Origin of the sequence: Sphaerospermopsis sp. LEGE 08334 (assembly GCF_015207205.1) — a bacterium.
In the GTDB taxonomy this organism is placed as follows: Bacteria; Cyanobacteriota; Cyanobacteriia; order Cyanobacteriales; family Nostocaceae; genus Sphaerospermopsis.
This window is the reverse complement of the sequence record NZ_JADEXH010000018.1, coordinates 14035-35617: the sequence shown is the minus strand read 5'-3', so window position 1 is coordinate 35617 and position 21583 is coordinate 14035. Positions and strand designations below refer to the sequence as shown.

Genomic DNA, 21583 nt, shown 5'->3' with positions numbered 1-21583 from the left:
TCAATTCCAGTAATTTTAATTCCAAATTCAAATTCTGGGTTAATAATATAAGGACTAATATTTGATATCTTTTCCCAGAGACTTCCCATTGTTGTACTCAGACTTCTTGTCACTGAGTTGCTGGTAACTAGCAATTTAGCTCTACAGAGTTCAAAAAGATTGGACGGGTTAGGATAATCTTCAATTATTGCACATTGGACTTTCTTAGTATTAGCCAAAATTAACCCCTAAACTGCAATATTTACTGAAATTTAATTTGCTTATTGGTGTAAAAGCTCAATAAGTACAAAGTTACTGTATAATGCCGTTAGGGGATGTGTGGGAAGTGCGTAGCGAAGCGCACCGAAGGTATCACTGTTTTAGGATGTTGGGAGTGCGATCGCTTTTAGTCTTAGAGGGTATTTCAAAAGTTTTTGGCAGTCAAAATTTAAGCAAGTCGCCTCACCATAATACGGATCATGGCAAGGTAGATAAAAGTCTCAGAGGATGTTTTAAAAGTTTTTCCCAGTATAAATTAACCCCTCTCCAAACCTCCGCCCTACAAGGTAAGAGACTTTGAAACCCCCATTACCTGCTATGAGAAGTAGGGAGGTTAGGTTGTTCGAGATTATTGGTTTCATTTAACCCTTATGAGAATTGTACAACTTTTTTATTATTTCAAACCTACACAATATGAACTATTCCACCGTTACCGACTTCGCTAAATTCCTCGGCTGATCCACATCCAAACCCTTCCTCGCTGCAATATGATAAGCCAACAATTGCAACGGAATTACTGTTAAAATAGGAGACAAAATTTCCTCCACATCACTAACAGGAATTAAATCATTAAAGATTTCCGCCGCTTCCCCATCATTCACAGAAGTTACACCTATCAAACGTGAATCTCTCGCCTTTGCTTCCTGGGCATTAGAAATCACCTTTTCATACACACTACCAGGCATAGCGATCGCCACTACCGGAACTTTACTATCTAATAATGCGATCGGTCCATGTTTCATCTCTCCTGCTGGATATCCTTCCGCATGAATATAACTAATTTCCTTTAATTTCAAAGCCCCTTCTAACGCAATAGGAAAATTAATTCCCCTCCCCACAAAAATGAAATCTTTTGTTTCTGTAAACTCATGCACTAACTGTTCAATATACTTTTCCTGCGTCTCTAAAATCGCCTCAATTTCTATCGGTAACTGCCTTAAACCAGCAATAATTTCTGTTAACCTTTCAAAAGAAATTGTTTGCCGACGATAAGCTAAATCTAAAGCTAAACCATAAAACGCCATCAACTGAGCGATAAAAGTTTTCGTCGCCGCAACCCCAATTTCAATCCCCCCATGAGTGTTAATAATATTACCCACCATTTGCCCCAAAGTGCTTTCCGGGCGGTTAGTAATGCCTAAAAGTCGTGCTTGATACTTGGACTCTTTTCCTTGTCTGCGGTCTTTCTCCATACTCAAAGCTGCTAAAGTATCCGCAGTTTCCCCTGATTGAGTCACCCCAATAGTTAAAGTATTAGCAGTCAAAGGTGTAGGTGCATAACGAAATTCAGAGGCATATTGTACTTGAGTGGGAATTTCTGCCAGTTGTTCTAATAAATACTTACCAACTAACGCTGCGTGCCAACTTGTACCACAAGCCACAATTTGAATTTGTTCTAAATCTGCGTAAAATTCCTCTGGTAAATTCAAACTAACGGGAGTTTCCCCACTTCCCGGAAAATAAGCTTCTAAACAAGCTCTAACTACACCCGGTTGCTCATAAATCTCCTTGAGCATGAAGTGTTTAAATCCCTGCTTTTCCACCATAATGGGATTCCAATTCAAAGTGCGGGGATGCTTCTTTAAACGATTTCCAGCAAAGTTGTACACCTCAACCCCCAAAGGAGTCAAACGGGCAATTTCCCCATTTTCTAGGGGCAATACAGCGCGGGTATGGGGAACAATTGCCGGTGTATCCGAAGCACAGAAAAACTCACCTTGTCCAAATCCAATTACTAAAGGCGCTTGTTGACGGACTACAATCAATTCATCCGGGTAGTCAGCAGAAATAGCAGCTACAGCATAAGCCCCTTCTAACTTTTGCACGGCTTCCATAACTGCTTCTAAAAACACAGAAGCCGAATTACTATCTTCAGGAATATGCTTTAAACATTCAGCTATGAGATGGGGAATAACTTCTGTATCTGTATCTGAACGAAATTCATGTCCTAATGCTTTTAAATTTTCCCGCAAATCACGATAATTCTCAATAATTCCATTCTGCACCACCGCTATCCGCAAAGCTGTATCCTGATGGGGATGGGCATTATATTCTTCTGGTTTACCATGAGTTGCCCAACGAGTATGACCAATACCAATTTGAGCAGGGTTTTCTACTTGTTCTAGTTTAGAACGCAAATTTAGTAATTTTCCCTTAGCCCGCACGCATTGAATATCACCTTCCAATATAGTAGCAATACCCGCCGAATCATAACCTCTATACTCTAACTTTTCCAGTCCAGATAATAAAATATCCGTCGCTGCTTGAGTTCCTATATATCCAACAATTCCACACATTTTTTATACTACTCCGGTTATTAGTTAACAATTATTAGTTAACAGTTATGACTATAAAGCGGTAATTATATCAAATCGGGTAATGGGTAATTGGTAATTGGTAATTGGTAATTGGTAAGAATAAACTTTTGCATCTTGCCTCTTGCCTTCTTACTTTCACCTGTCACCTGTCACCTGTCACCTGTCAACTGTCACCTGTCAACTGTCACCTGTCACCTGTCACCTGTCACCTGTCACCTGTCACCTAAAATTAAGTGCTGAATCCTGAGAGAAGAAGCAAGAATCATGTTAGGTGATGGATTTCTTGTTTCTCCCTAGCTCAGTCCTCAGCACTACTTTACTGAGTATTTTAAAATACCAGCCGTGTTAGTATGCTAGACCCATGCTGCGAGTTGTTTCAGCACCCAAATAAACGCGGATGCTCAAAAAGTCGGTGGGGCAAGCTGTTTCACAGCGTTTGCAGCCTACGCAGTCTTCTGTGCGGGGTGAAGATGCCACTTGAGCAGCTTTACAGCCATCCCAGGGAACCATCTCTAAAACGTCAGTGGGACAAGCGCGGACGCATTGGGTGCAGCCGATGCAGGTATCGTAGATTTTTACGGTATGAGACATTGAAAAAACTGCTCCTTTCGAGTTCTCTTCTTTGGGAAGGAATCATAATCAACGCATAGTTTACCGCAGTGCTGGATGGGCTGTAAGTAAAAGGCTACATAACTTCAAACAATTTAATAAGCCCTATGAACATTTTATTTGCCAAAATCGCTGCTATTCAGCTTTAATCAGCAACATGGGCATCAAGTGTTTACTCGATTGACTGTCTCTAAAGATGGCTAATTGTAAAGATGTGTAAATTTCCGATCAATTTCTTATAGTTATCTATAGTACCTATAAATTGGTCGCTGGTAACTCTCAAGTTCCATCAATTTGTTAAGAAGTATTAACTAATCAGATACAAAAATACACAAATTTAAATGCGCTGCTATTTTCTAGCAATCATCAAATACGTTATGGTTTTTTGACTTATTTTACGTAATATTACTAGACGATAATATCAAAATTTTATCTCAGGAGATCAAGGAGTCAGGAGAAAGAACTATAGCAAAGTAGGAATTGTGCTTCGCTATCTATCTCTGCTACACTTCAAAAGAAATTGTTTAATTTTTTATTAAGATGCAAATTGCTCAAAAATATAGTAGATCATTAATCATAATCCAGCCCTAGTCACCTATGGTAGAGGTTAATTCACTGATTACGATACCATTTTTAATAATGTAAATCCCATCACATAAACTGATTATGCAGCCAGACTCTTTACCAACTGAGTTGATTTTAACAAACCCGCGTCAGTCTCTTGGTAGATTACAACTTGATTGGACACCCCAACCAGGAAACTATGTTGATTTTGAAGGTAAAACCTATGCAGTATTAGAGCGTCGTCATAGGTATCAGTTTAAAGCAGGACGCTACCGCTTACATAATATCGCTATTTATGTACAAAAAGCTAAACGACCATCAGAAAAAAGTTTAGTAGCTGGACGTTGGGTTATAGGTGATGCTAGTTGTGATTACAATGCTCATTCAGAAATCATTCGCTGTGCAGTCAACCCAGAAGGACTTTGTGAGTCTTGCCGTTTTTATGAAAATTCAGGTGACAGGTGACAGGTGACAGGTGACAGGATAGTAATTACGAATTACGAATTACCTGCTATATAAAACCTAGACAAAGCTAGACTTTACTTTCTACTTCAACGGGAGCATGGGAGCGGTTATCCCTCTGTAGACCTTCACGCTGTAGCCCAACGCGATTGTGTTCCAATTAAGTTTCTGAAAAAGACTACCACCATCATTGCTTGGTTTTCGCGTCGGCAATAGTCTCAATTCAATACTTGATATCACCGTATTATATATCAAGTAGTTGATTTTTTCCGGAAAATATATTGATTTTTGTCAATATAAGTATAGTTTTGTCTATGAAATTGTCAACTTAGGACAAGCTCTAAGACCTCTCCCACTTTTAAACGAGTACCATTAACAAAGTCCCATCCTGATTGAAGCTTTTTACCTGTTGGTTGTACTTCTCTTAACCATAACAACCCTTCCCCAGTTTGAACAATTGCTCCTATACTTTTGGCAATGTTTACTACTTCACCATGTTGGGCAGATACAGTTGACAAATCTGGTAGATTGTGTATTTTATCTCGTAATTGTTCTGGGAGTTCTTGAATATAAGCACGTTCAAGAGGAACTGTAGCAGTAATTTTCAAAGGTTGATTGCGAAAGGTTGTGACGCAGTTAGGATACAAACCTCTAATTTGATTATGTAATTCAATGGCACTTTTTGACCAGTCAAGACTGTAATCATCTTTTTGAATCAAAGAGGCATAGGTGGCTAAAGCGTTATCTTGGGGAATAGGTTTAATTTCTTGGTTTTCCAGTTTTAGTAAAGTTTCCACTAATAAATCTGCACCTATAACCGCTAACTGCTCGGCTAAAATTTGGGCATTGTCCAGTAAACCAATCGGTATACTTGCTTTTAGGAGCATAGCTCCTGTATCCATGCCCGCATCCATTAACATGGTTGTGATACCAGTTTCTTTTTCACCATTATAGATACACCACTGAATAGGAGCAGCCCCCCGATATTGGGGTAAAATCGAACCATGTACATTAATGCAACCAAAATGGGGAATATTTAAGATTTTTTTAGACAAAATTTGTCCATAAGCAACCACTACAAACGCATCCGCATCTAATTGTTGTAGTTGGTTTAAAGTTTCAGCATCTTTTTTAACTCTCTCAGGTTGCCATACTGGGAGATTGTGAGCATTAGCAAGTGTTTTGACAGGAGAAGGTGTTAGTTTATTCCCACGTTCTCGGCGTTTATCCGGTTGAGTTACAACTGCTAAAACTTCAATATCTGGATGATTCAGTAATTTTTCTAGAGTGGGAACAGCAAACTGGGGAGTACCAAAAAATACAACTTTCATTATTAATTTGTTGCGAGTTTTTAGCTAGGATTTACTAGTTAATATTAAATGCGTCACGATTCACTGACAACTGACAGCCCACAACGGACTAAATCACAATAACCGTGAAAAAGACGCAAAGCAATTTTGCTTTGAGTACATTAAATTTTCGCTATTTAATGGTAGAATATTTATTATAGGTGCTACAAAAAGTTCCTGAATAAAATACAACGACCCAACCAGCAGATTAACCAAGATCAATCACTGATTGTATCTGGTTTTTACAGGTTCTAATCTTTTGTATTGTCTCATGGCAGGACAATTAAGCATCTACTCACCCAGCTTATCTGAATAATTTACCAAATTCACTTTCTTGCAGTTGAGCGATCGCAATGGATCTTTTATTTGATTGCAAGCTAATTTGTAACTGCTGAATTTGGTAGAGATAAAGGTGAGGTTTTTGATGTTGACCCGACTTTGCCAAAATTTTAAAGGAATAAATCAGTTTTAGACTTGACACTCTGCGTCCTAAAGGAACGGAGATTCTTGATTCAATGAGTCCACTTAGACTAGATCCCTTGCAGTTTCTAATCCAGAGGTGGTTCTCTTCTCAAGCGTTACTTAGGGAATGCCCTTTCCTAGTTGGATGATTCCAAATTTTGTTTGAGTTTAAATTCTGTGTCGTCTAGCTCCCATGTAGAAGCGAAGCGGCTTCCCGAAGGGTAGATTTTACCTATTCCTAGCAAGGAACTAGAACTATGGAATAGAACCCACCAATCTTCAGTTGTCAAGGTATCGATTGCCGTTAGGCAGTTAGGTTTTTATACAGGTTGATTACCGTTCCTGTTAAAAACAATCTACCATGACTGCCCATGAAGGGGCAATCCGTTCGCCTACATCCACTGTTCCTTAGTACGATAAAGTATCAATGCCTTGCTCCGATACTTTATCTCGGTAGTTTTGGCTCACTTGATTTCCTTATAAACCTGAAGGAATGGATTAGCTCTTGCTAAAACATTTTTATCAGAATAAATGAATTTAGGCACTAGAATTAGTCACCTAACAGCGTAGTTTATATCCTGTCGGAAACTCCTATATTTGGTTATACCTATATTATGGTCTATAGCGTTTCCCAGTCTAATGAAGTACATACCAATTTATTCACTGTTCCCTGTTCCCTGTTCCCTGTTCCCTAAAACGAAAAAACTTTGTACCTCACTAGAATGGGAATGGCTATATCTAAATATAGGCAGTTTTCAGATATAAATACTTATTTAGAGAATCCGAAAATGATTAACGTCGGTATTCTCTGTGATTATATTCACCTAAAAAAACTAAGTTATTTAAAGAATGTAAAGGGGTTAATTGATGATTAGAAAACTTTTGTAAAGTGATGCAAAATTTATCCAGATAATCTCGTTAGAGATTCTAGTTTGTTGTTATACATATAATCATAGCTTTTTCTCTTCCTGCATAGACATTGCTCCTCACACAGCCACTGCCCCTTAGAGAGTCCAATCATGCTGAAATCCCTTTTGCTGTCAGGATGGTTCCGCGTACAACCATTTTTGAAGTACGTTATCGTTGTTATATTAATTGCTCCCTTGGTAAGTGTATCAATTCACTCTAGCGTAGCGAAACAATCACATTTAAAAGTAGGAAAGATTAGTACAGGAATTGGCCAATCTGATTCAAATTCCCAGGTAACGGCTATAGCTGGGGAAAATGATTTAAAGATAGGTAAAGTCAACTCCTTGGAAGCAAAATTTGGGAACTTTGGATCAGTAAACAAGCCTGTGAGTCAAGCAAAACAAGTATTACAGGCTGATAAAATTAATTCTGGGGCAGGACAACAAAATCAGCACTCAAATAGTAATTTACCTGTCAGCGATATTTTAGCGGTAGTAAAACAGGAAAACTTAGCAAAAATACCTACTAGTCAGACAGATTTAATTCAAAAATTAAAATATGCCAAGATCCAGGCTTTACGGGGTGAGGTAAATTCTTTAGAACGTGCGATTTTAGAGAATGAGGTATTAAAAACAGCTGCAAGCACATCAAATATTAGAGAGCCAAAGCCGTCCACAATGATGGAAATACCTGTAAATGAACAGCAACAGCAGTACGATACAGTACCAGATGATCCCATAAATAGTCCTCATCCAATTCCTTGGAAATGGATCATGATGACTCAAGAAGCTATAGGTGGTAAAGGGGGTTCTGGAGTGCGGCACTATCGCAGTATACCAGTGGTTTCTCCTGATGGTAGGTATGCGGTTTATAGCCGAGTGCAACTGGAAATACAACCGGAAATGCACAACAGCCGAGTTACCAGCTTGTTGTTTATCGAAGATCGGCAAACCAAGAGACTGCGGGTGATGTCGAAAACTGCTGCTGTTGGCGATCCCCTGTTAGATCAACAGATTTCAGATCAATCTGATACCCAAGGGAAAATAGGGGTATTAGTTCCGGTTAGTTGGTCCCAAAAAGGCGATCGCTTTTTAGCCCGCAAATTTGTAGGTATGTTCAACACAGCAGACCTGACAGATCATGCAGTAATTTGGGATCGGCAAGAAAATCAGACTCAAACCGTTGCTCCCGCCCAAGCTGAAGATGACCATGAGAAAATTGCCATATTATTAGGTTGGAGTAAAAAACAACCTGATCATGTACTATTCCGTGCCGGTGAACTAGGGGAAGAAAATTGGCCTTTGGTACAAGTTGCCAGTGATGGCAAAACTATCAATGTCAGCAACGACGGTGATCAACCTGTGAGGTTTGGGACAAGAGATAGACAGGTTTGGGCAGAACCTCAAGTTGCTTCCAGATAATAGTTAGTCAGGAGTCAGGAGGTCTTAATTTTGGATTTTGGATTTTGGATTTTGGATTGTGTTTGGTTGACTCCAATCTAAAATCTAAAATCTAAAATCTACAATTTTCTTTCCCTGTTTTAAGCTGATTTAAAAAATCTAATAATTTCCCGCACATGATCCAGAAATTGCCCATCAGTAGAAAGTTGAGCCATAGCATTTCTGGCTTCTCTTGATAGTCGCTCATGTTCAGTTTGGTTTGTAGCCCTTAATTCTTCTAAACTAGCGATAATACGTGCTAATTCTCGACGGGTTTCTTCGCTAAACCTGTGGCTGTTTGCTGCCAAAGAATAAGGTTGTTCTGGGTTAAGTTGATCTTCTAAAGATTGGACTTTTTGCTCTATTTCAGCAAAACGGTTACGCAGTTCCAAAATATCTTCACGAGGATAAGTAAACGCTTGACGAATCATTGTTAACCGAGCATATAAATATTCATAGGCGCTAATAGCTGGACGCAGTAAAGTTAATAACAAAGCTGCACCAGAACTGATATATCCCACAGCACTAATACCAGTAGCAGCCAAAATATAAAGAGCGCCGGCTGAAACTAAGTGTAAACCAATAGCCAACCAAAGCGATCGCTTGGCTAAAACCTTGACATAATTAACTTGTTTTTCATCTACAGGAATATTTTTTGCTATTGATTCTGCTGCTTCAGCTAAAACTTCCTTAGCTTGAAAATGGACATTCCAAGGAACTGTCACAATCACCAATAACCACCAAAAACTCGCACCTCCAATAATCCAATCAAGAAAATTACCTGCGGGTATATGGAACCATTGTAAAACACCAAAAGCTACTAGGAATGTAACTACAATTCCTACAACAGAACTGATAAAAAAGTTTAAATACATTCTTCTTTGTTTCCAATAAAACTGTTACCTCCATCATGTTCACAAGTTCCTAGTTATACCCAAAACATTGTGCTGGTTTTTCTACTAGCACATCATCATCAAAATAAATCAAAAGTCAAAATTGATGATAAACCTTCTAGCATCAGCTTGATAAAATGTGAATATTTGTGGAAATCAACCACCCAAACCAGAAAAATTCAACTCAGCATTTTATGTATTTCTTGCCCATCATTAATGGAGACTTGACAATTAATTGAACAGGATATAGGCTATGATTATTGCGGGCGTTTAATGCGAACCTTTTTATATCAATCAAAAATTAAACCCCTCAAAGTCAGTCAAAACTTCAGCATCTTGGTAAGTTCTTTTTGGTAAGTTCGTTTTGTTAAGTTCGTTCGCGGGTGTCATCGGCAAAACCCCAAGTCTGAATAGACATGGATTTTATTAGTATGCAGTTGTGGTTAAATGAACTGAATAAAATCAGAGTTTAATTTGCAAAGAATTGAACCTAGATTATTCATATACCTACTGCAATTTATATCAACATCAACTCTGGCTAGTTACAGTACAGAGCAATTTCCTTACGCAGATTAACAGCAGGATTCCTATGATTCTGACTGCTCAAATCAACTCTGTCTGTTTACAGAACAGACTAACTTTTTAATGCAGATTAACAGCAAAAATCTACAAACTGCTGGCAATTACCGCTATCACATCAGATGAGTAAATGACATAGCAGTAGCAGCAGTTAGCACAAATTGGCACAACCAAAAATATTACAGAATTATGAGCGAAAAAGTTTTTGAATTTTCCAGACTTAATGGCACAGAAGGTTTTACCATCATCAATGGTAATGAAGATGATGATCATTTAGGCTACTCAGTTAGCAATACGGGAGATATTAACGGTGACGGTATTGATGACATAATTATTGGCGCTTTTCTCGATGATCCCAAAGATGTAGCTAATGCTGGTAGCACTTATGTAGTTTTTGGCACAAAACAAGGCTTTCCTGCCACCATAGATATCTCTACTCTGAATGGCATCAACGGCTTTACTATAATTGGCAGTATAGAAGGTGAGTCTTCAGGCCGTGCTGTGAGTGCAGCTGGAGATATTAATGGCGACGGTATCGACGACCTAATCATCGGCGCACCATTTGCGGATATCAATGGTCAAAATACTGGCAGAGCTTATGTAGTCTTTGGTAAAAGAAGTTTCAGTTCCACCCCCACCATCAACCTCTCCACTCTGAATGGTGGTAACGGCTTTGCTATCAACGGTCTGAATGCAGAAGACCTGCTAGGCCATACAGTCAGCAACATCGGAGACTTTAACAAAGATGGCTTTGATGATATAATTATCACAGCTCCCAATGCCTTCACAGAACCCAACGGTCAGCCGGGAAAAGCTTACGTCATCTTTGGTAAGAGTAACTTTGATTACTTGGTTGACATCTCCAGTCTTAACGGTAGCAACGGCTTTGTCATCAATGGATTGAGTGTTGGTGACTCCTTAGGTTTTAGTACCAGCAGTGCTGGAGATGTGAACAAGGACGGTATTAATGACCTGATTATTGGCGCACATTTAGCCGCCCCCAATGGTAGTGGATCTGGGCAAGCATACGTATTATTTGGCAGACAGGGAGGATTTTCACCAACCTTTGACCTCTCCAGTCTTAACGGTAGTAATGGCTTTATCATCAACGGACAAGATGATAATCAATTAGGTTTCTCTGTTAGCAGTGCAGGAGACGTTAACGGAGATGGTATTGATGACGTAATTATTGGCGCTCCCTTTGCAAATCGCGGTGATATAACTCATCCTGGCATCACTTATGTCATTTTTGGTAAAAATGGTGATTTTGCTCCCATTATTGATCCAACCACCCTTAATGGTAATGATGGTTTTGCTATCAAAGGCATCAATGAATTTGACAATTCCGGTTGGGTTGTTAGTGGAATAGGAGACATCAGTGGTGATGGTTGGGATGACCTCCTTGTTACCGTCAGCAATTCAAGTCCCAATGGACTGTTTTCTGGACAGAGTTATGTAATATTTGGCAGGAATAACTTTACTCCAGTCATTAGCCTAGCGGAGATTAATGGTACTAACGGTTTTGTCATTAACGGCAAATCTGAACGGGATAATTTAGGTGTCTCAGTCAGTAAAGGAGGAGATATCAACGGTGATGGTGTCAGTGACCTAGTTGTTAGCGCACCTTTAGCTGGGGCTGACACGGGGGAAGCTTACGTAATTTTTGGTATTAACAGCGCCCCTACAGATGTGTTACTGAGTAACAACACCATTGATGAAAACGTTACACCAGGAACTGTAATTGGCGAATTTACCACTGTTGATCCTAATGTCAAAGTTCAGAATTTCACTTACACTTTAGCTACTGGAGTTCTTGATAATGATGCTTTTAGTATTCAGGATAATAAACTGACAATTAAGGCATCTCCAAATTTTGAAGCCAAATCAACTTATCGGATCAGGGTCAACACCACCGATCAAGGGGGACTTTCTTTTGAGAAAGAATTGACTATCAATGTTAATGACATTGATGAAACGGGAGAAAACCCTGGTCAAAACCTCGGTGAAAACCCTGGTGAAAATCCTGGTGAAAATCCCGGTGAAAATCCTGGTGAAAATCCTGGTGAAAATCCCGGTCAAAACCTCAGTGAAAACCCTGGTGAAGATCCTACAAACGGAGGAATTTCTTCCCTTCAGCTAATCAATGTTAGTGGTGATATTTTTAGACTTGAAGGAAATAGAAATACCAATCAAGTGACACTTCAAGTTTCACCACCAAGTAAGATTTCTACATCTGTCTATGAAATCGGATTATTTACCGTTGATGATACTGATGGAACAATTGATGGTATCAGACCTGGTGAAGCTGGATATTCAGAAGCTGCATTGTCCAGAAGTAAAGTAATTTACTCAGTTATATCTAATCTTCCTAACCAATTTGATATTAGCAGTATCAATAGATTATTAGGATTTGATCAAACCAGTGTTAATTTCAGATTCTATGTAGTAGAGAATGCAACAACTGACTCTATAAAAGCTGGAATTACTTCTATTGAGAACTTCAATATTCTTCAATCCACAGATGTCCAGATTACAAACTTAGGTGCTAATAATTTCTCTCTTGCTTGGAAGGATCTGATTGTCAATATTAATCCTACAGAGAATTCTTTACCTCTGGGGACAAATTTACAAAATAGTTCACAAGGAGAAAACCTTGATTTACGCACTGTAACTGGTTCAGTAAATGCTGAGTTTACAGTTTATCGAGAAGCAGCATTTGATAATTATATCGGCTTCTATAAAGTTGTTGATGAAAATGGTGGAATAGATATTGATGGTAATGGTACTGCTGATATTCTGCCTGGACAAGCTGGTTATACTCAAGCTGCGGTGAATCAGCATTTAAGCAATTTTGGTTTGACTGTTGGTAATGGACAAAAAGCGACCTTTACCGGCACGTTAGAAGGTGGTCATATCTACGTACCATTTTTAATTGTCAATGGTAGACCCGATGCTATTCTTGATAGCAATTCCGGCAATGATCCAGCAGTTTATTTTACATTCTTAGGTGCTAACCCTGGTGGTGTAGATCACGTTAGACTGTTGGGAGATAACACCTTTGGCTTTGAAGATTTACCAAATGGGGGAGACTTGGATTACAACGATATAATTGTCAAAGTTAACTTGTCATCCATAGTTTAGAGCTTGTCCTAAGTTGACAATTTCATAGACAAAACTATACTTATATTGACAAAAATCAATATATTTTCCGGAAAAAATCAACTACTTGATATATAATACGGTGATATCAAGTATTGAATTGAGACTATTGCCGACGCGAAAACCAAGCAATGATGGTGGTAGTCTTTTTCAGAAACTTAATTGGAACACAATCGCGTTGGGCTACAGCGTGAAAGTCTACAGAGGGATAACCGCTCCCATGCTCCCGTTGAAGTAGAAAGTAAAGTCTAGCTTTGTCTAGGTTTTATATCGCAGATAACAAATATAGAGAATAGAGACGTTTAATGAAACGTCTCTATAATCATAATAAAATTGCTAATAAATATTAAACTTTTACCTGCTCTTTTGAAGTTTGCAAAATTCTTTTAAGAGAATTTTCTTTGACTATCATGGCAGCGTGATTAATATCTAACCATATCCTTTCTCTTTGAGATGCTTCTGGCCAGTCTTCTAATACTTGATCTACTGGCAACCAAAATAAATGAACCCGGTAAATATTCCCTCGTTTACGATATTTATAAGCACCGATTTTTTCAGTATTTACCCGACCAATAACCCCTGCTTCTTCCCAAGCTTCTTTAGCTGCTGAATCAGGTGGAGTCATCCCTTTGCAAACTCCTCCTTTGGGAATTACCCAACTTTGACGTTTACGATTAGTGATTAATAAAACTTCTACTTTTCCATCTCGGACCCGATATGGAATCACTCCTGATTGTTTACAAATTTTATTGGTTTTTCTTCTCATGGGAGTACATTCCTGATACATTAACCTTTAGATTGTAATTACTGGCATATCTACAAGGCGATCGCTATGGTCATGTTGACAATTTTTGCTATATGTCTTTGGTTACATCTTTCACGCTGTTAATTGGTTATTCCGTATAATTTTCCACTAAGTTTGACTATTGCTCCTTTTTGATGGTAATTCATATTCAATTAACAGGATGATTATATTGTCATGAAAACATAGCATTGAGGGTATTACTCAACTATATTAATTAAAACTAACTCCGTAAAAAAGCCATATTGGCAATAAAATAGTGTCATTATAGTTAGTGTCAGTTATGCAAACTAAACCGCCATTACAGCAGATTATCGCTGGGGTTGTGATTTTGCCAGATGGACAAATTGCGATCGCTTTTTACCAAATTCTAGTCATGCTACTTTCCCATCTTTCAACTCTTTTCAACAGTTACAAGACAAAAGAGGTAGGCAAATAATATTTAGTCATCATTCCTGAGATGGATATTATATCAAAGCTTTTAAGTTAGTGACAAATAAGGATGTTACTGGCATTAGTGGAACTGGTATAGTTGCTGTAGGTTGTTATTTTCAAAGTTTTGGTGGTCTGTCCGTCATGCAATGGTTGACAGAATTTGCTTCAACTGCTTGGTATATTGGCAGTTGGAAATAGAATTAATTCATGGACACAATGGTAAAACTCAAATTGTGATGGATGTTTAAATTCATATAAAATGATATAGGATTGTGATTTGATTTATGAAATCTACCATATTCAAAAATTATGACTAACATAGAAAATTCCAGTGCAGATTTTGTCCTCGTAGTTGGTGCAACTGGTGGTGTAGGACAACTTGTAGTTAGCAAACTTTTAGAAAAAGGTTTGTCAGTTCGCATTCTCACACGGGATGCAAACAAAGCTGCAAAAATGTTTAATGACAAAGTAGAAATTTTTGTTGGTGATATCCGCGAACCCAATACCCTCTCACCAGCAATGTTAAATATCACTTCTATTATCTGTTGTACAGGAACTACTGCTTTTCCTTCTGCTAGATGGGAGTTTGATTCATCTGTGAATACCATTGATTTTGGTTTAGCTTTGTTTGATCCTCAATCATTGGAAAATAAAGCTAAAAATACACCTTTAAAAGTTGATTCCCAAGCCGTAAAAAATTTAGTTGCAGCAGCACCGAAAATTTTAAAGAGATTGGTGTTTGTTTCTTCCTGTGGTATTCTCAGAAAAAATCAGTTTCCTTTTAATATTCTCAATAAATTTGGTGTGCTGGATGCGAAAAAGGAAGGTGAAGACGCTATCATTAATTCAGGTATTCCCTATACAATTATCCGCCCTGGTAGGTTAATTGATGGACCTTATACTTCTTATGATTTGAATACTTTACTCAAGGCAAAAACAGAAGGTAAATTAAATGTAGTATTGGGTAAAGGTGATCAACTTTCTGGTGATGCTAGTCGGATTGATGTAGCTGCTGCTTGTGTGGAAAGTTTGTTTGATACAAGTGCTGCTAATCAGGTTTTTGAGTTAGTTAATCAAGGAACAAGACCAAATGTAATTGACTGGAAAAAGCTTTTTTATCAATTGACAATTGACAATTGACAATTGATAATTGTTTCATTCAAGGTTGAAAACCTCACCTTTCAAGGGGAAAAAAAATCCGCTTTGTCATTGTCAATTTTTAATTGTTAATTGTCCATTATTGAAATATCCCCAAATCCTTGATTTTTTCTGAGACTTTGAGGATATATGGATTCCAATACTGCTCGGTTAAGGATTTTCGTAGGTTGGGTTGTAGCTTGCTTCCCGTAGGGTACAAAGTGAAACCCAAAGAACCCTTGTAAATGTTGGGTTATGCCTTCGGCACACTGCGTGTTCACGTAGTGTCCCGAAGGGATACGTTCCTTAAAGCAACCTACATAATTTATTTTTTTGAGCTTAACCGACAAGTATTGATATGGATTCTAGTGTTCAACGAATTTCAAAGAATCTAATCTGCCCAAAACCGCCATATCTTCAGCATCAAATTCTACAGGTATGCCACTACGAATTAGTTCAGAAAAATCTTCATTAGGGATCATAATTGTTAGTGTGTAAAGACGATTTTTGCCTGTATTTCTAATCAAATGAATGCCATTTGGTGGAACTAATAAACTATCTCCGGCTTTGATAGGTACTTTTTTGCCATCACAAATTGCAACTCCTTCTCCTTTGAGAATAAAAAACATTTCTACTGCCCATTGATGGCGATTTGGTGGAGTTTGTCCCCCAATATCAAAGATTTCCACACAACAAGTTAAGGAAGTATTTGCAGTTGTGGAATCAAAGATAATTGCTAACCGATTTGTATCACAGGGATTGATACGGTATGCTTGATAATCTTGGGGAGATTTGATAACTGGAATTACACAACTTGTAGTAACCATATATTTGGTAATTGGTGATTGGTGATCGGTAATTGGTGATTGGTGATTGGTAATTGGTAATTGGTAATTGGGTATTAATCAATCCAAAATCCAAAATCCAAAATCCAAAATCTAAAATCTAAAATCTAAAATCTAAAATTATGCTGACTCCTGACTGCTGCTATAATTGCCGATGAATCAGTAACAAAACCAAAGCATTGTTTAACATTGTACAAAGTTGCTAACCAACAATATTCTGGTGAAGTTGTGGCTGTACAATCTTGGACTAAAATGCAGTCGTATCCTAAAAAATTAGCATCACATAAAGTTGTGAGAACACATTGATCAGCATTGACACCAGCAAATAATATTGTCGTTATTCCCAAGTTTCTGAGAATACTATCTAAGACTGTATCCCAAAACCCACTCATGCGATATTTATCAATGCAAATATCTGTCTCAAGTTGTTCTAATTCCTCTACTACCGCCGCCGCCCAGCTATCTTTCATCAGCACTTTTGCACCGTTTTTAGGTAGGCTATCACCTAATCCTACACCTTCACCGGTGGGATTATAAACATGAAGCAAACCTGCACTAATATTGAGTAAGTCTGGTCTATTTCCCCAATTTAACCAAATTATTGGCACATTAACAGCCCGCAATTGTGGTAATAAGTTTTGTAAAGGTACTATGGGTTGACGTGCGGGGGTGACATCCACACCAATATGCGCTAACCAGCCATCAGGATGACAAAAGTCGTTTTGCATATCAATAATAATGATGGCGGTTTTTGCCAGGTCGATACGCAAAGTTTTGGTTTCTGTTGTTAAAATAACGGGTTGTGGGGTTTTTTGCGGACGACTAATATCTGCAAAGCTTTCATTGACTTCCCAAGCGTTGGGGTAAAATCCTAGTGTTCGTAAAGGTAGATTCATAATTGTTGACACCCAAGATCATTGATTCTTTTGTAACTTGAAATAATGATAATTGTGCAATTGCTTCATCAACATTAAAAAAGGTAAAAATCATGAACTTTACTATTAAAAAAGCTTTAATTGCTGTTACAGATGGTTACACAACTTTAGATGTTCAGGTTACTGATGGTATTATCGCTGCTATTGGTGAAGATTTGGATGTGATTGGTACTGCTATTGACGGTGAACATAAACTGCTGTTACCTGGTTTTTTTAACGCCCACACCCATTCTTCAGAAAAGTGGCAACGGGGAATAATTCCACCTTTACCTTTAGAATTATGGTTGGCGCATTTGTATGATTTTTCTCTTCTGGATATTGAACAAGTTTATCTCAGCGCCTTGGGTACGGCTGCGGAAACTTTGCTGTCTGGGGGAACAAGTGTTGTAGATCATTTAGTGTTAATTCCTGGTAAAGAGTTAGAAACTATTTCTACCGCTGTTCGTGCTTATCAAGAAATAGGAATTAGGGCTTTTATTGCTCCTTTAATTCAAGATGAATCTTTAACTGCGGGGATGCCAAAAGGTAAATTTTTAGAAAATCATCAACCTTATTTTCGTTCTACTGCGGAAACCTTGGCAATTATTGAAGAAGCTGTTATTAAGTTTCATCGTCCAGAGGAAGGGATAAATATTTTAGTTGCACCGACGGGAATTCAATTATGTACTGATGATTTATTTACAGGTTGTATTGAGTTGAGCGATCGCTACAATCTTTGTCGTCATTCGCACTTGTTGGAAACTAAAGCCCAGGAAAAGTTAGCATTAGAAAAATATGGTTGTAGTGCGGTTGAACATTTAAATAATATTGGTTTTTTGCATGAAAAAACCAGTTTAGCTCATTGCGTTTGGTTAACTGATGCTGATATTCAAATTTTGGCAAAAACGAAGTCTACTGTTGTTCATAACCCGTTAAGTAATCTGCGTTTAGGTAGTGGTATTGCACCAATTTTAAAATATATTCAAGCAGGGGTAAATGTAACTTTTGGTTGTGATGGTGCTTCTAGTAATGACTCTCAAGATTTGTTAGAAGCGATTAAAATAGGTTCTATTTTACATAACGTGACTGATTTTGATTATCAATCCTGGATTACACCACGTCAAGCGGTAAAAATGGCGGCTTTAGGTGGTGCAAAAGGATTAGGAATTGATGAAAAATTGGGGTCTTTAAATGTGGGTAAAAAAGCAGATTTAGTGCTTTATGATTTAACCAATTTATCTTTGCTTCCTCGCACAGATCCCATTGGTTTATTAGTTTTAGGTCGTCCTGTGAATGTTGTTAATAGTGCTTGGGTAAATGGTAAACAAATTATTGATCATGGGAACGTGACAACTATTAATGTTGATGAGTTGCGAACAGAATTATTTAACCGTAGTCAGTGGGAAAGTAGAGGAAAATCACCAACTGTAGAACAAATTGAGGTTCATTATCGTCGAGTGATGGGTTTATCAATTGACAATTGACAATTGATAATTGACAATGAATAATTGCTTCATTCAAGGTTTAAAACCTCTCCGTTCAAGGGGAAAAAAGCAAAAAAATCCGCTTTTTCAATCCTCTTCTTTTCAGAGAGAGGTAATTATTAATTGTTCATTATTGAACTAAACAAGGCGTTGTAAAATTAAATGATTACGCTCAGTTAATATTGCTTTCCATTTTGGTTCAATTACAATTGTGCTAATTTTTTCCACAATTATAGCAGCACCATTTATATGATCTCCTGGTTGTAAATCTTCCCGACGATAAACGGGTATATCATGCCATTTTTCGGCAGTAAACATTTGGACTATTTCTACAGGTTGGGGTGTTTCCTCTTGTGGGCGTTGACGAATAATTACAGGTTCTTCAGGCGTATCCATTTTTTGGATGACTTCTACAGAAATGGATTCAACTATTAAGGGTTTTTCTGTTTGAATGAAACCATACCTTGATTTATGTTCTTTTTCAAAATTATGTTGCATGAATGCCACATCTAAGGTAAAATCTACTGTGATAATTGAATTAGTACCCTCATATTTTAAATTAACTTTTTTAACCACTTCTTCTTCTAGATTCGTTTCTTGTTGTTTGTTTAACTCATTCCGTGCAGCGATTTCCAAAGAAATAATTAATTGCTGTAAGTGGGCAATTAATGATGGATTTAAAGGGTGTTCTACTCCTGTTAATCTGGTAACTCTCACATCAGCTAAACCCATACCATAAGCAGAAAGTACCCCAGCAAAAGGGTGTAGAAATATCTTTTTCATGCCTAAAGTATCAGCAATTAAACAAGCAACTTGTCCACCTGCACCACCAAAACAACAAAGTGCATATTGACTAACATCATAACCACGTTGGAGGCTGATTTTTTTAATAGCATTAGCCATATTTTCGACAGCAATAGAAATAAAACCCGATGCTACTTGTGCGGGAGTTCGATAATTTCCAGTGAGAGATGCAATATCTTCAGCTAATTGTGTAAATTTCTGAATTACTATTTCTTTATCTAGGGGGAATTTCCCTTCACTACCAAAAACTGCGGGGAAATATTGAGGTTGAATTTTCCCTAACATGACGTTAGCATCTGTGACTGTTAAGGGTCCTCCTCGTCGATAGGAAGCGGGTCCAGGATTTGAACCAGCAGATTCGGGTCCGACACGATAACTAGAACCATCAAAAAATAAAATTGAACCACCACCCGCAGCAATAGTATTAATTGCTAACACGGGAACTCGCATCCGCGCACCGGCAATTTCTGAATCTAGTTGTCTTTCATATTCTCCTTTAAAGTGAGCAACATCTGTACTTGTTCCTCCCATATCAAAGGTAATTACTAAATCAAATCCTGCTCTTTTGCTAGTTTGAACTGCACCAACAATACCACCAGCAGGACCACTTAAAATACTATCTTTACCTTGAAATTGTTCTGCATCGGTTAACCCTCCATCAGATTTCATAAACATTAATCTGACATTGGGTAAATGACTAGCTACTTGGTTAACATAGCGACGGAGGATAGGAGTTAAATAAGCATCAACAACAGTTGTATCTCCTCTACTAACAAGTTTCATTAAGGGACTGACTTGATGGGATACTGAAATTTGTGTAAAGCCTATTTCTTCGGCAATTTGGGCTATTTGTTGTTCATGTTGGGGATAGCGATCGCTGTGCATTAAAACAATGGCACAACTTCTAATTCCTGTGTTGTAAACTTTTTGTAAATCCTGTTTAACTTGTGCTATATTGACTGGTATTAATTCATTACCTTGGGCATCATATCTTTCATCTACCTCAATTACCTGTTCATAAAGCATAGTAGGTAAAATAATCTGACGAGCAAAGATATTTGGGCGGTTTTGGTAGCCAATTCTTAACGAATCTTTAAAACCTTTGGTAATGAGCAAAACAACCCTATCACCATGTCTTTCTAACAGCGCATTGGTAGCTACTGTTGTTCCCATTTTGACAACTTCTATATTTTGATAGGGAATCTGTTCATTACCGGATATGCCGACAATATCCCGAACTCCTTGAATAACTGCATCTGCATATTGTTCAGGATTTTCTGATAATAATTTATAGACTATTATCCATTGTTGATTAGGCAAAGGAACAATTAAAAAACGTTCTGGACAATTTACAAGTCGATCTATTATTGTTTGATTATTGGTGACAGCGACAATATCTGTAAATGTGCCACCCCGATCAGCAAAAATTTTCAACATTACCAAAATTCCTCAATAACATATAATATAGCAATACCTATGCCAATTTTCCAAAGATAGGTCTGAAACCCAATAAAATCGTGACGATATCAATAGGTTTTCAGAGTTTTGGCGAAGGTATTGATATAGCAAATTCGTTTTTATTGCTGAATAGATTTGTGTGGGCGGGAAATTTTAGATGTTAGATTTTAGATTGGATATAACAAAAACAATCCAAAATCCTTGCATCCAAAATCCAAAATTAAGAACTCCTGCCTCCTTTCCTTAGTAATAATACGGTGAGTTCGGGGCGGCATGACCGTACAAATAACTAAATTACGGATAGTCCATAATTCGTTGTTTGTCACGTAGCCTCAAAAATGAGCAATTAGTCATAATAAATCATTACGAGTAATGGGAGCATCCCAATTTTGAAAAAACAACCGCCGTAACACCAAAAACTCTCTGAAAATCTCTTACCTGTGTGTCCTTTGCGTTCTTTGCGGTTCAATCATATTAGGTCTTTTTTATTAGCAATCGAGCTTGCACATAAACAATCAAGTATTAAAAGTAACATTTAGATAGCAAATAATCTAAATTTCAGTATTATTGCTGAAGGAGTAGCAACTAATAATGAGCTAGGTTGGTTAATAACAAACAACTGTCATATCATTCAAGGATATTTGTTCAGTCGTCTATTACCAATAGAAGAATGGAAAATTTTTCTACTAGATAAAAACTAAAA

At 37.7% G+C, this 21583-nt stretch carries 18 protein-coding genes; 9 read left to right on the top strand and 9 right to left on the bottom strand.

The window, feature by feature from the left end; genetic code table 11:
- The first annotated feature begins 301 nt into the window (after positions 1-301).
- Entirely contained in the window at positions 302-559 is a 258-nt protein-coding gene (locus IQ237_RS11855; protein WP_194055342.1) for a hypothetical protein, read from the top strand.
- Positions 560-677: 118 nt separating this feature from the next.
- Here the strand turns inward: IQ237_RS11855 and glmS are convergent, their stop codons facing one another.
- Positions 678-2555: a glutamine--fructose-6-phosphate transaminase (isomerizing) gene (glmS, locus tag IQ237_RS11850; RefSeq protein WP_194055340.1), complete on the bottom strand. Its 1878-nt coding sequence runs from the start codon at positions 2553-2555 to the stop codon at positions 678-680.
- Between the two features lie 366 nt (positions 2556-2921).
- Positions 2922-3167, bottom strand: a complete 246-nt coding sequence (gene psaC / locus IQ237_RS11845; protein ID WP_010997613.1) for a photosystem I iron-sulfur center protein PsaC — start codon at positions 3165-3167, stop codon at positions 2922-2924.
- A gap of 684 nt (positions 3168-3851) precedes the next feature.
- Between psaC and IQ237_RS11840 the strand changes: the two genes are divergently transcribed.
- Positions 3852-4214 (top strand): DUF6464 family protein, encoded by a 363-nt coding sequence (locus tag IQ237_RS11840; RefSeq protein ID WP_194055338.1) that lies wholly within the window; start codon positions 3852-3854, stop codon positions 4212-4214.
- Between the two features lie 320 nt (positions 4215-4534).
- Here IQ237_RS11840 and fmt read toward each other — a convergent pair whose 3' ends face one another.
- Positions 4535-5542 (bottom strand): methionyl-tRNA formyltransferase, encoded by a 1008-nt coding sequence (gene fmt / locus IQ237_RS11835; protein ID WP_194055336.1) that lies wholly within the window; start codon positions 5540-5542, stop codon positions 4535-4537.
- 322 nt (positions 5543-5864) lie between these two features.
- Positions 5865-6005 (bottom strand): hypothetical protein, encoded by a 141-nt coding sequence (locus IQ237_RS11830; RefSeq protein ID WP_194055334.1) that lies wholly within the window; start codon positions 6003-6005, stop codon positions 5865-5867.
- Positions 6006-7041: 1036 nt separating this feature from the next.
- On the opposite strand from IQ237_RS11830, the gene IQ237_RS11825 reads away from it, so the two are divergent.
- Entirely contained in the window at positions 7042-8352 is a 1311-nt protein-coding gene (locus IQ237_RS11825) for a hypothetical protein (protein WP_194055332.1), read from the top strand.
- A gap of 119 nt (positions 8353-8471) precedes the next feature.
- On the opposite strand, the gene IQ237_RS11820 is transcribed toward IQ237_RS11825, so the two are convergent.
- Positions 8472-9245: a hypothetical protein gene (locus tag IQ237_RS11820; RefSeq protein WP_194055330.1), complete on the bottom strand. Its 774-nt coding sequence runs from the start codon at positions 9243-9245 to the stop codon at positions 8472-8474.
- A 786-nt stretch (positions 9246-10031) separates the two neighbouring features.
- Here IQ237_RS11820 and IQ237_RS11815 point away from each other — a divergent pair.
- Positions 10032-12983, top strand: a complete 2952-nt coding sequence (locus IQ237_RS11815; protein WP_194055328.1) for a DUF4114 domain-containing protein — start codon at positions 10032-10034, stop codon at positions 12981-12983.
- A gap of 364 nt (positions 12984-13347) precedes the next feature.
- On the opposite strand, the gene IQ237_RS11810 is transcribed toward IQ237_RS11815, so the two are convergent.
- Positions 13348-13767 (bottom strand): NUDIX hydrolase, encoded by a 420-nt coding sequence (locus tag IQ237_RS11810; protein ID WP_194055326.1) that lies wholly within the window; start codon positions 13765-13767, stop codon positions 13348-13350.
- Positions 13768-14086: 319 nt separating this feature from the next.
- Here IQ237_RS11810 and IQ237_RS11805 point away from each other — a divergent pair, with 319 nt between their 5' ends.
- The 3 genes from IQ237_RS11805 to IQ237_RS11795 all read left to right on the top strand — a co-directional run bounded on the left by IQ237_RS11805 (position 14087) and on the right by IQ237_RS11795 (position 15378).
- Positions 14087-14242 carry a hypothetical protein gene (locus tag IQ237_RS11805; RefSeq protein WP_194055324.1) on the top strand — a complete coding sequence of 52 codons (156 nt, stop codon included), beginning with the start codon at positions 14087-14089 and terminating at the stop codon, positions 14240-14242.
- Positions 14243-14292: 50 nt separating this feature from the next.
- Positions 14293-14436: a hypothetical protein gene (locus IQ237_RS11800; RefSeq protein WP_194055322.1), complete on the top strand. Its 144-nt coding sequence runs from the start codon at positions 14293-14295 to the stop codon at positions 14434-14436.
- 111 nt (positions 14437-14547) lie between these two features.
- Entirely contained in the window at positions 14548-15378 is an 831-nt protein-coding gene (locus IQ237_RS11795) for an SDR family oxidoreductase (protein WP_194055320.1), read from the top strand.
- A gap of 362 nt (positions 15379-15740) precedes the next feature.
- Here IQ237_RS11795 and IQ237_RS11790 read toward each other — a convergent pair whose 3' ends face one another.
- Both IQ237_RS11790 and IQ237_RS11785 read right to left on the bottom strand, forming a co-directional pair.
- Positions 15741-16202, bottom strand: coding sequence for a cupin domain-containing protein (locus IQ237_RS11790; RefSeq protein ID WP_194055318.1), 462 nt, complete (start codon positions 16200-16202; stop codon positions 15741-15743).
- A gap of 125 nt (positions 16203-16327) precedes the next feature.
- Positions 16328-17116: a cysteine hydrolase family protein gene (locus IQ237_RS11785; RefSeq protein ID WP_194055316.1), complete on the bottom strand. Its 789-nt coding sequence runs from the start codon at positions 17114-17116 to the stop codon at positions 16328-16330.
- A gap of 92 nt (positions 17117-17208) precedes the next feature.
- On the opposite strand from IQ237_RS11785, the gene IQ237_RS11780 reads away from it, so the two are divergent.
- Positions 17209-18618 (top strand): amidohydrolase, encoded by a 1410-nt coding sequence (locus tag IQ237_RS11780; protein WP_194055314.1) that lies wholly within the window; start codon positions 17209-17211, stop codon positions 18616-18618.
- A 138-nt stretch (positions 18619-18756) separates the two neighbouring features.
- Here IQ237_RS11780 and IQ237_RS11775 read toward each other — a convergent pair whose 3' ends face one another.
- A complete protein-coding gene (locus tag IQ237_RS11775) occupies positions 18757-20859 on the bottom strand; it encodes a hydantoinase/oxoprolinase family protein (RefSeq protein WP_194055312.1) in 2103 nt (700 codons plus the stop codon).
- A 560-nt stretch (positions 20860-21419) separates the two neighbouring features.
- On the opposite strand from IQ237_RS11775, the gene IQ237_RS27030 reads away from it, so the two are divergent.
- Positions 21420-21581, top strand: a complete 162-nt coding sequence (locus IQ237_RS27030) for an EAL domain-containing protein (protein ID WP_194055488.1) — start codon at positions 21420-21422, stop codon at positions 21579-21581.
- Positions 21582-21583 lie beyond the last annotated feature (2 nt).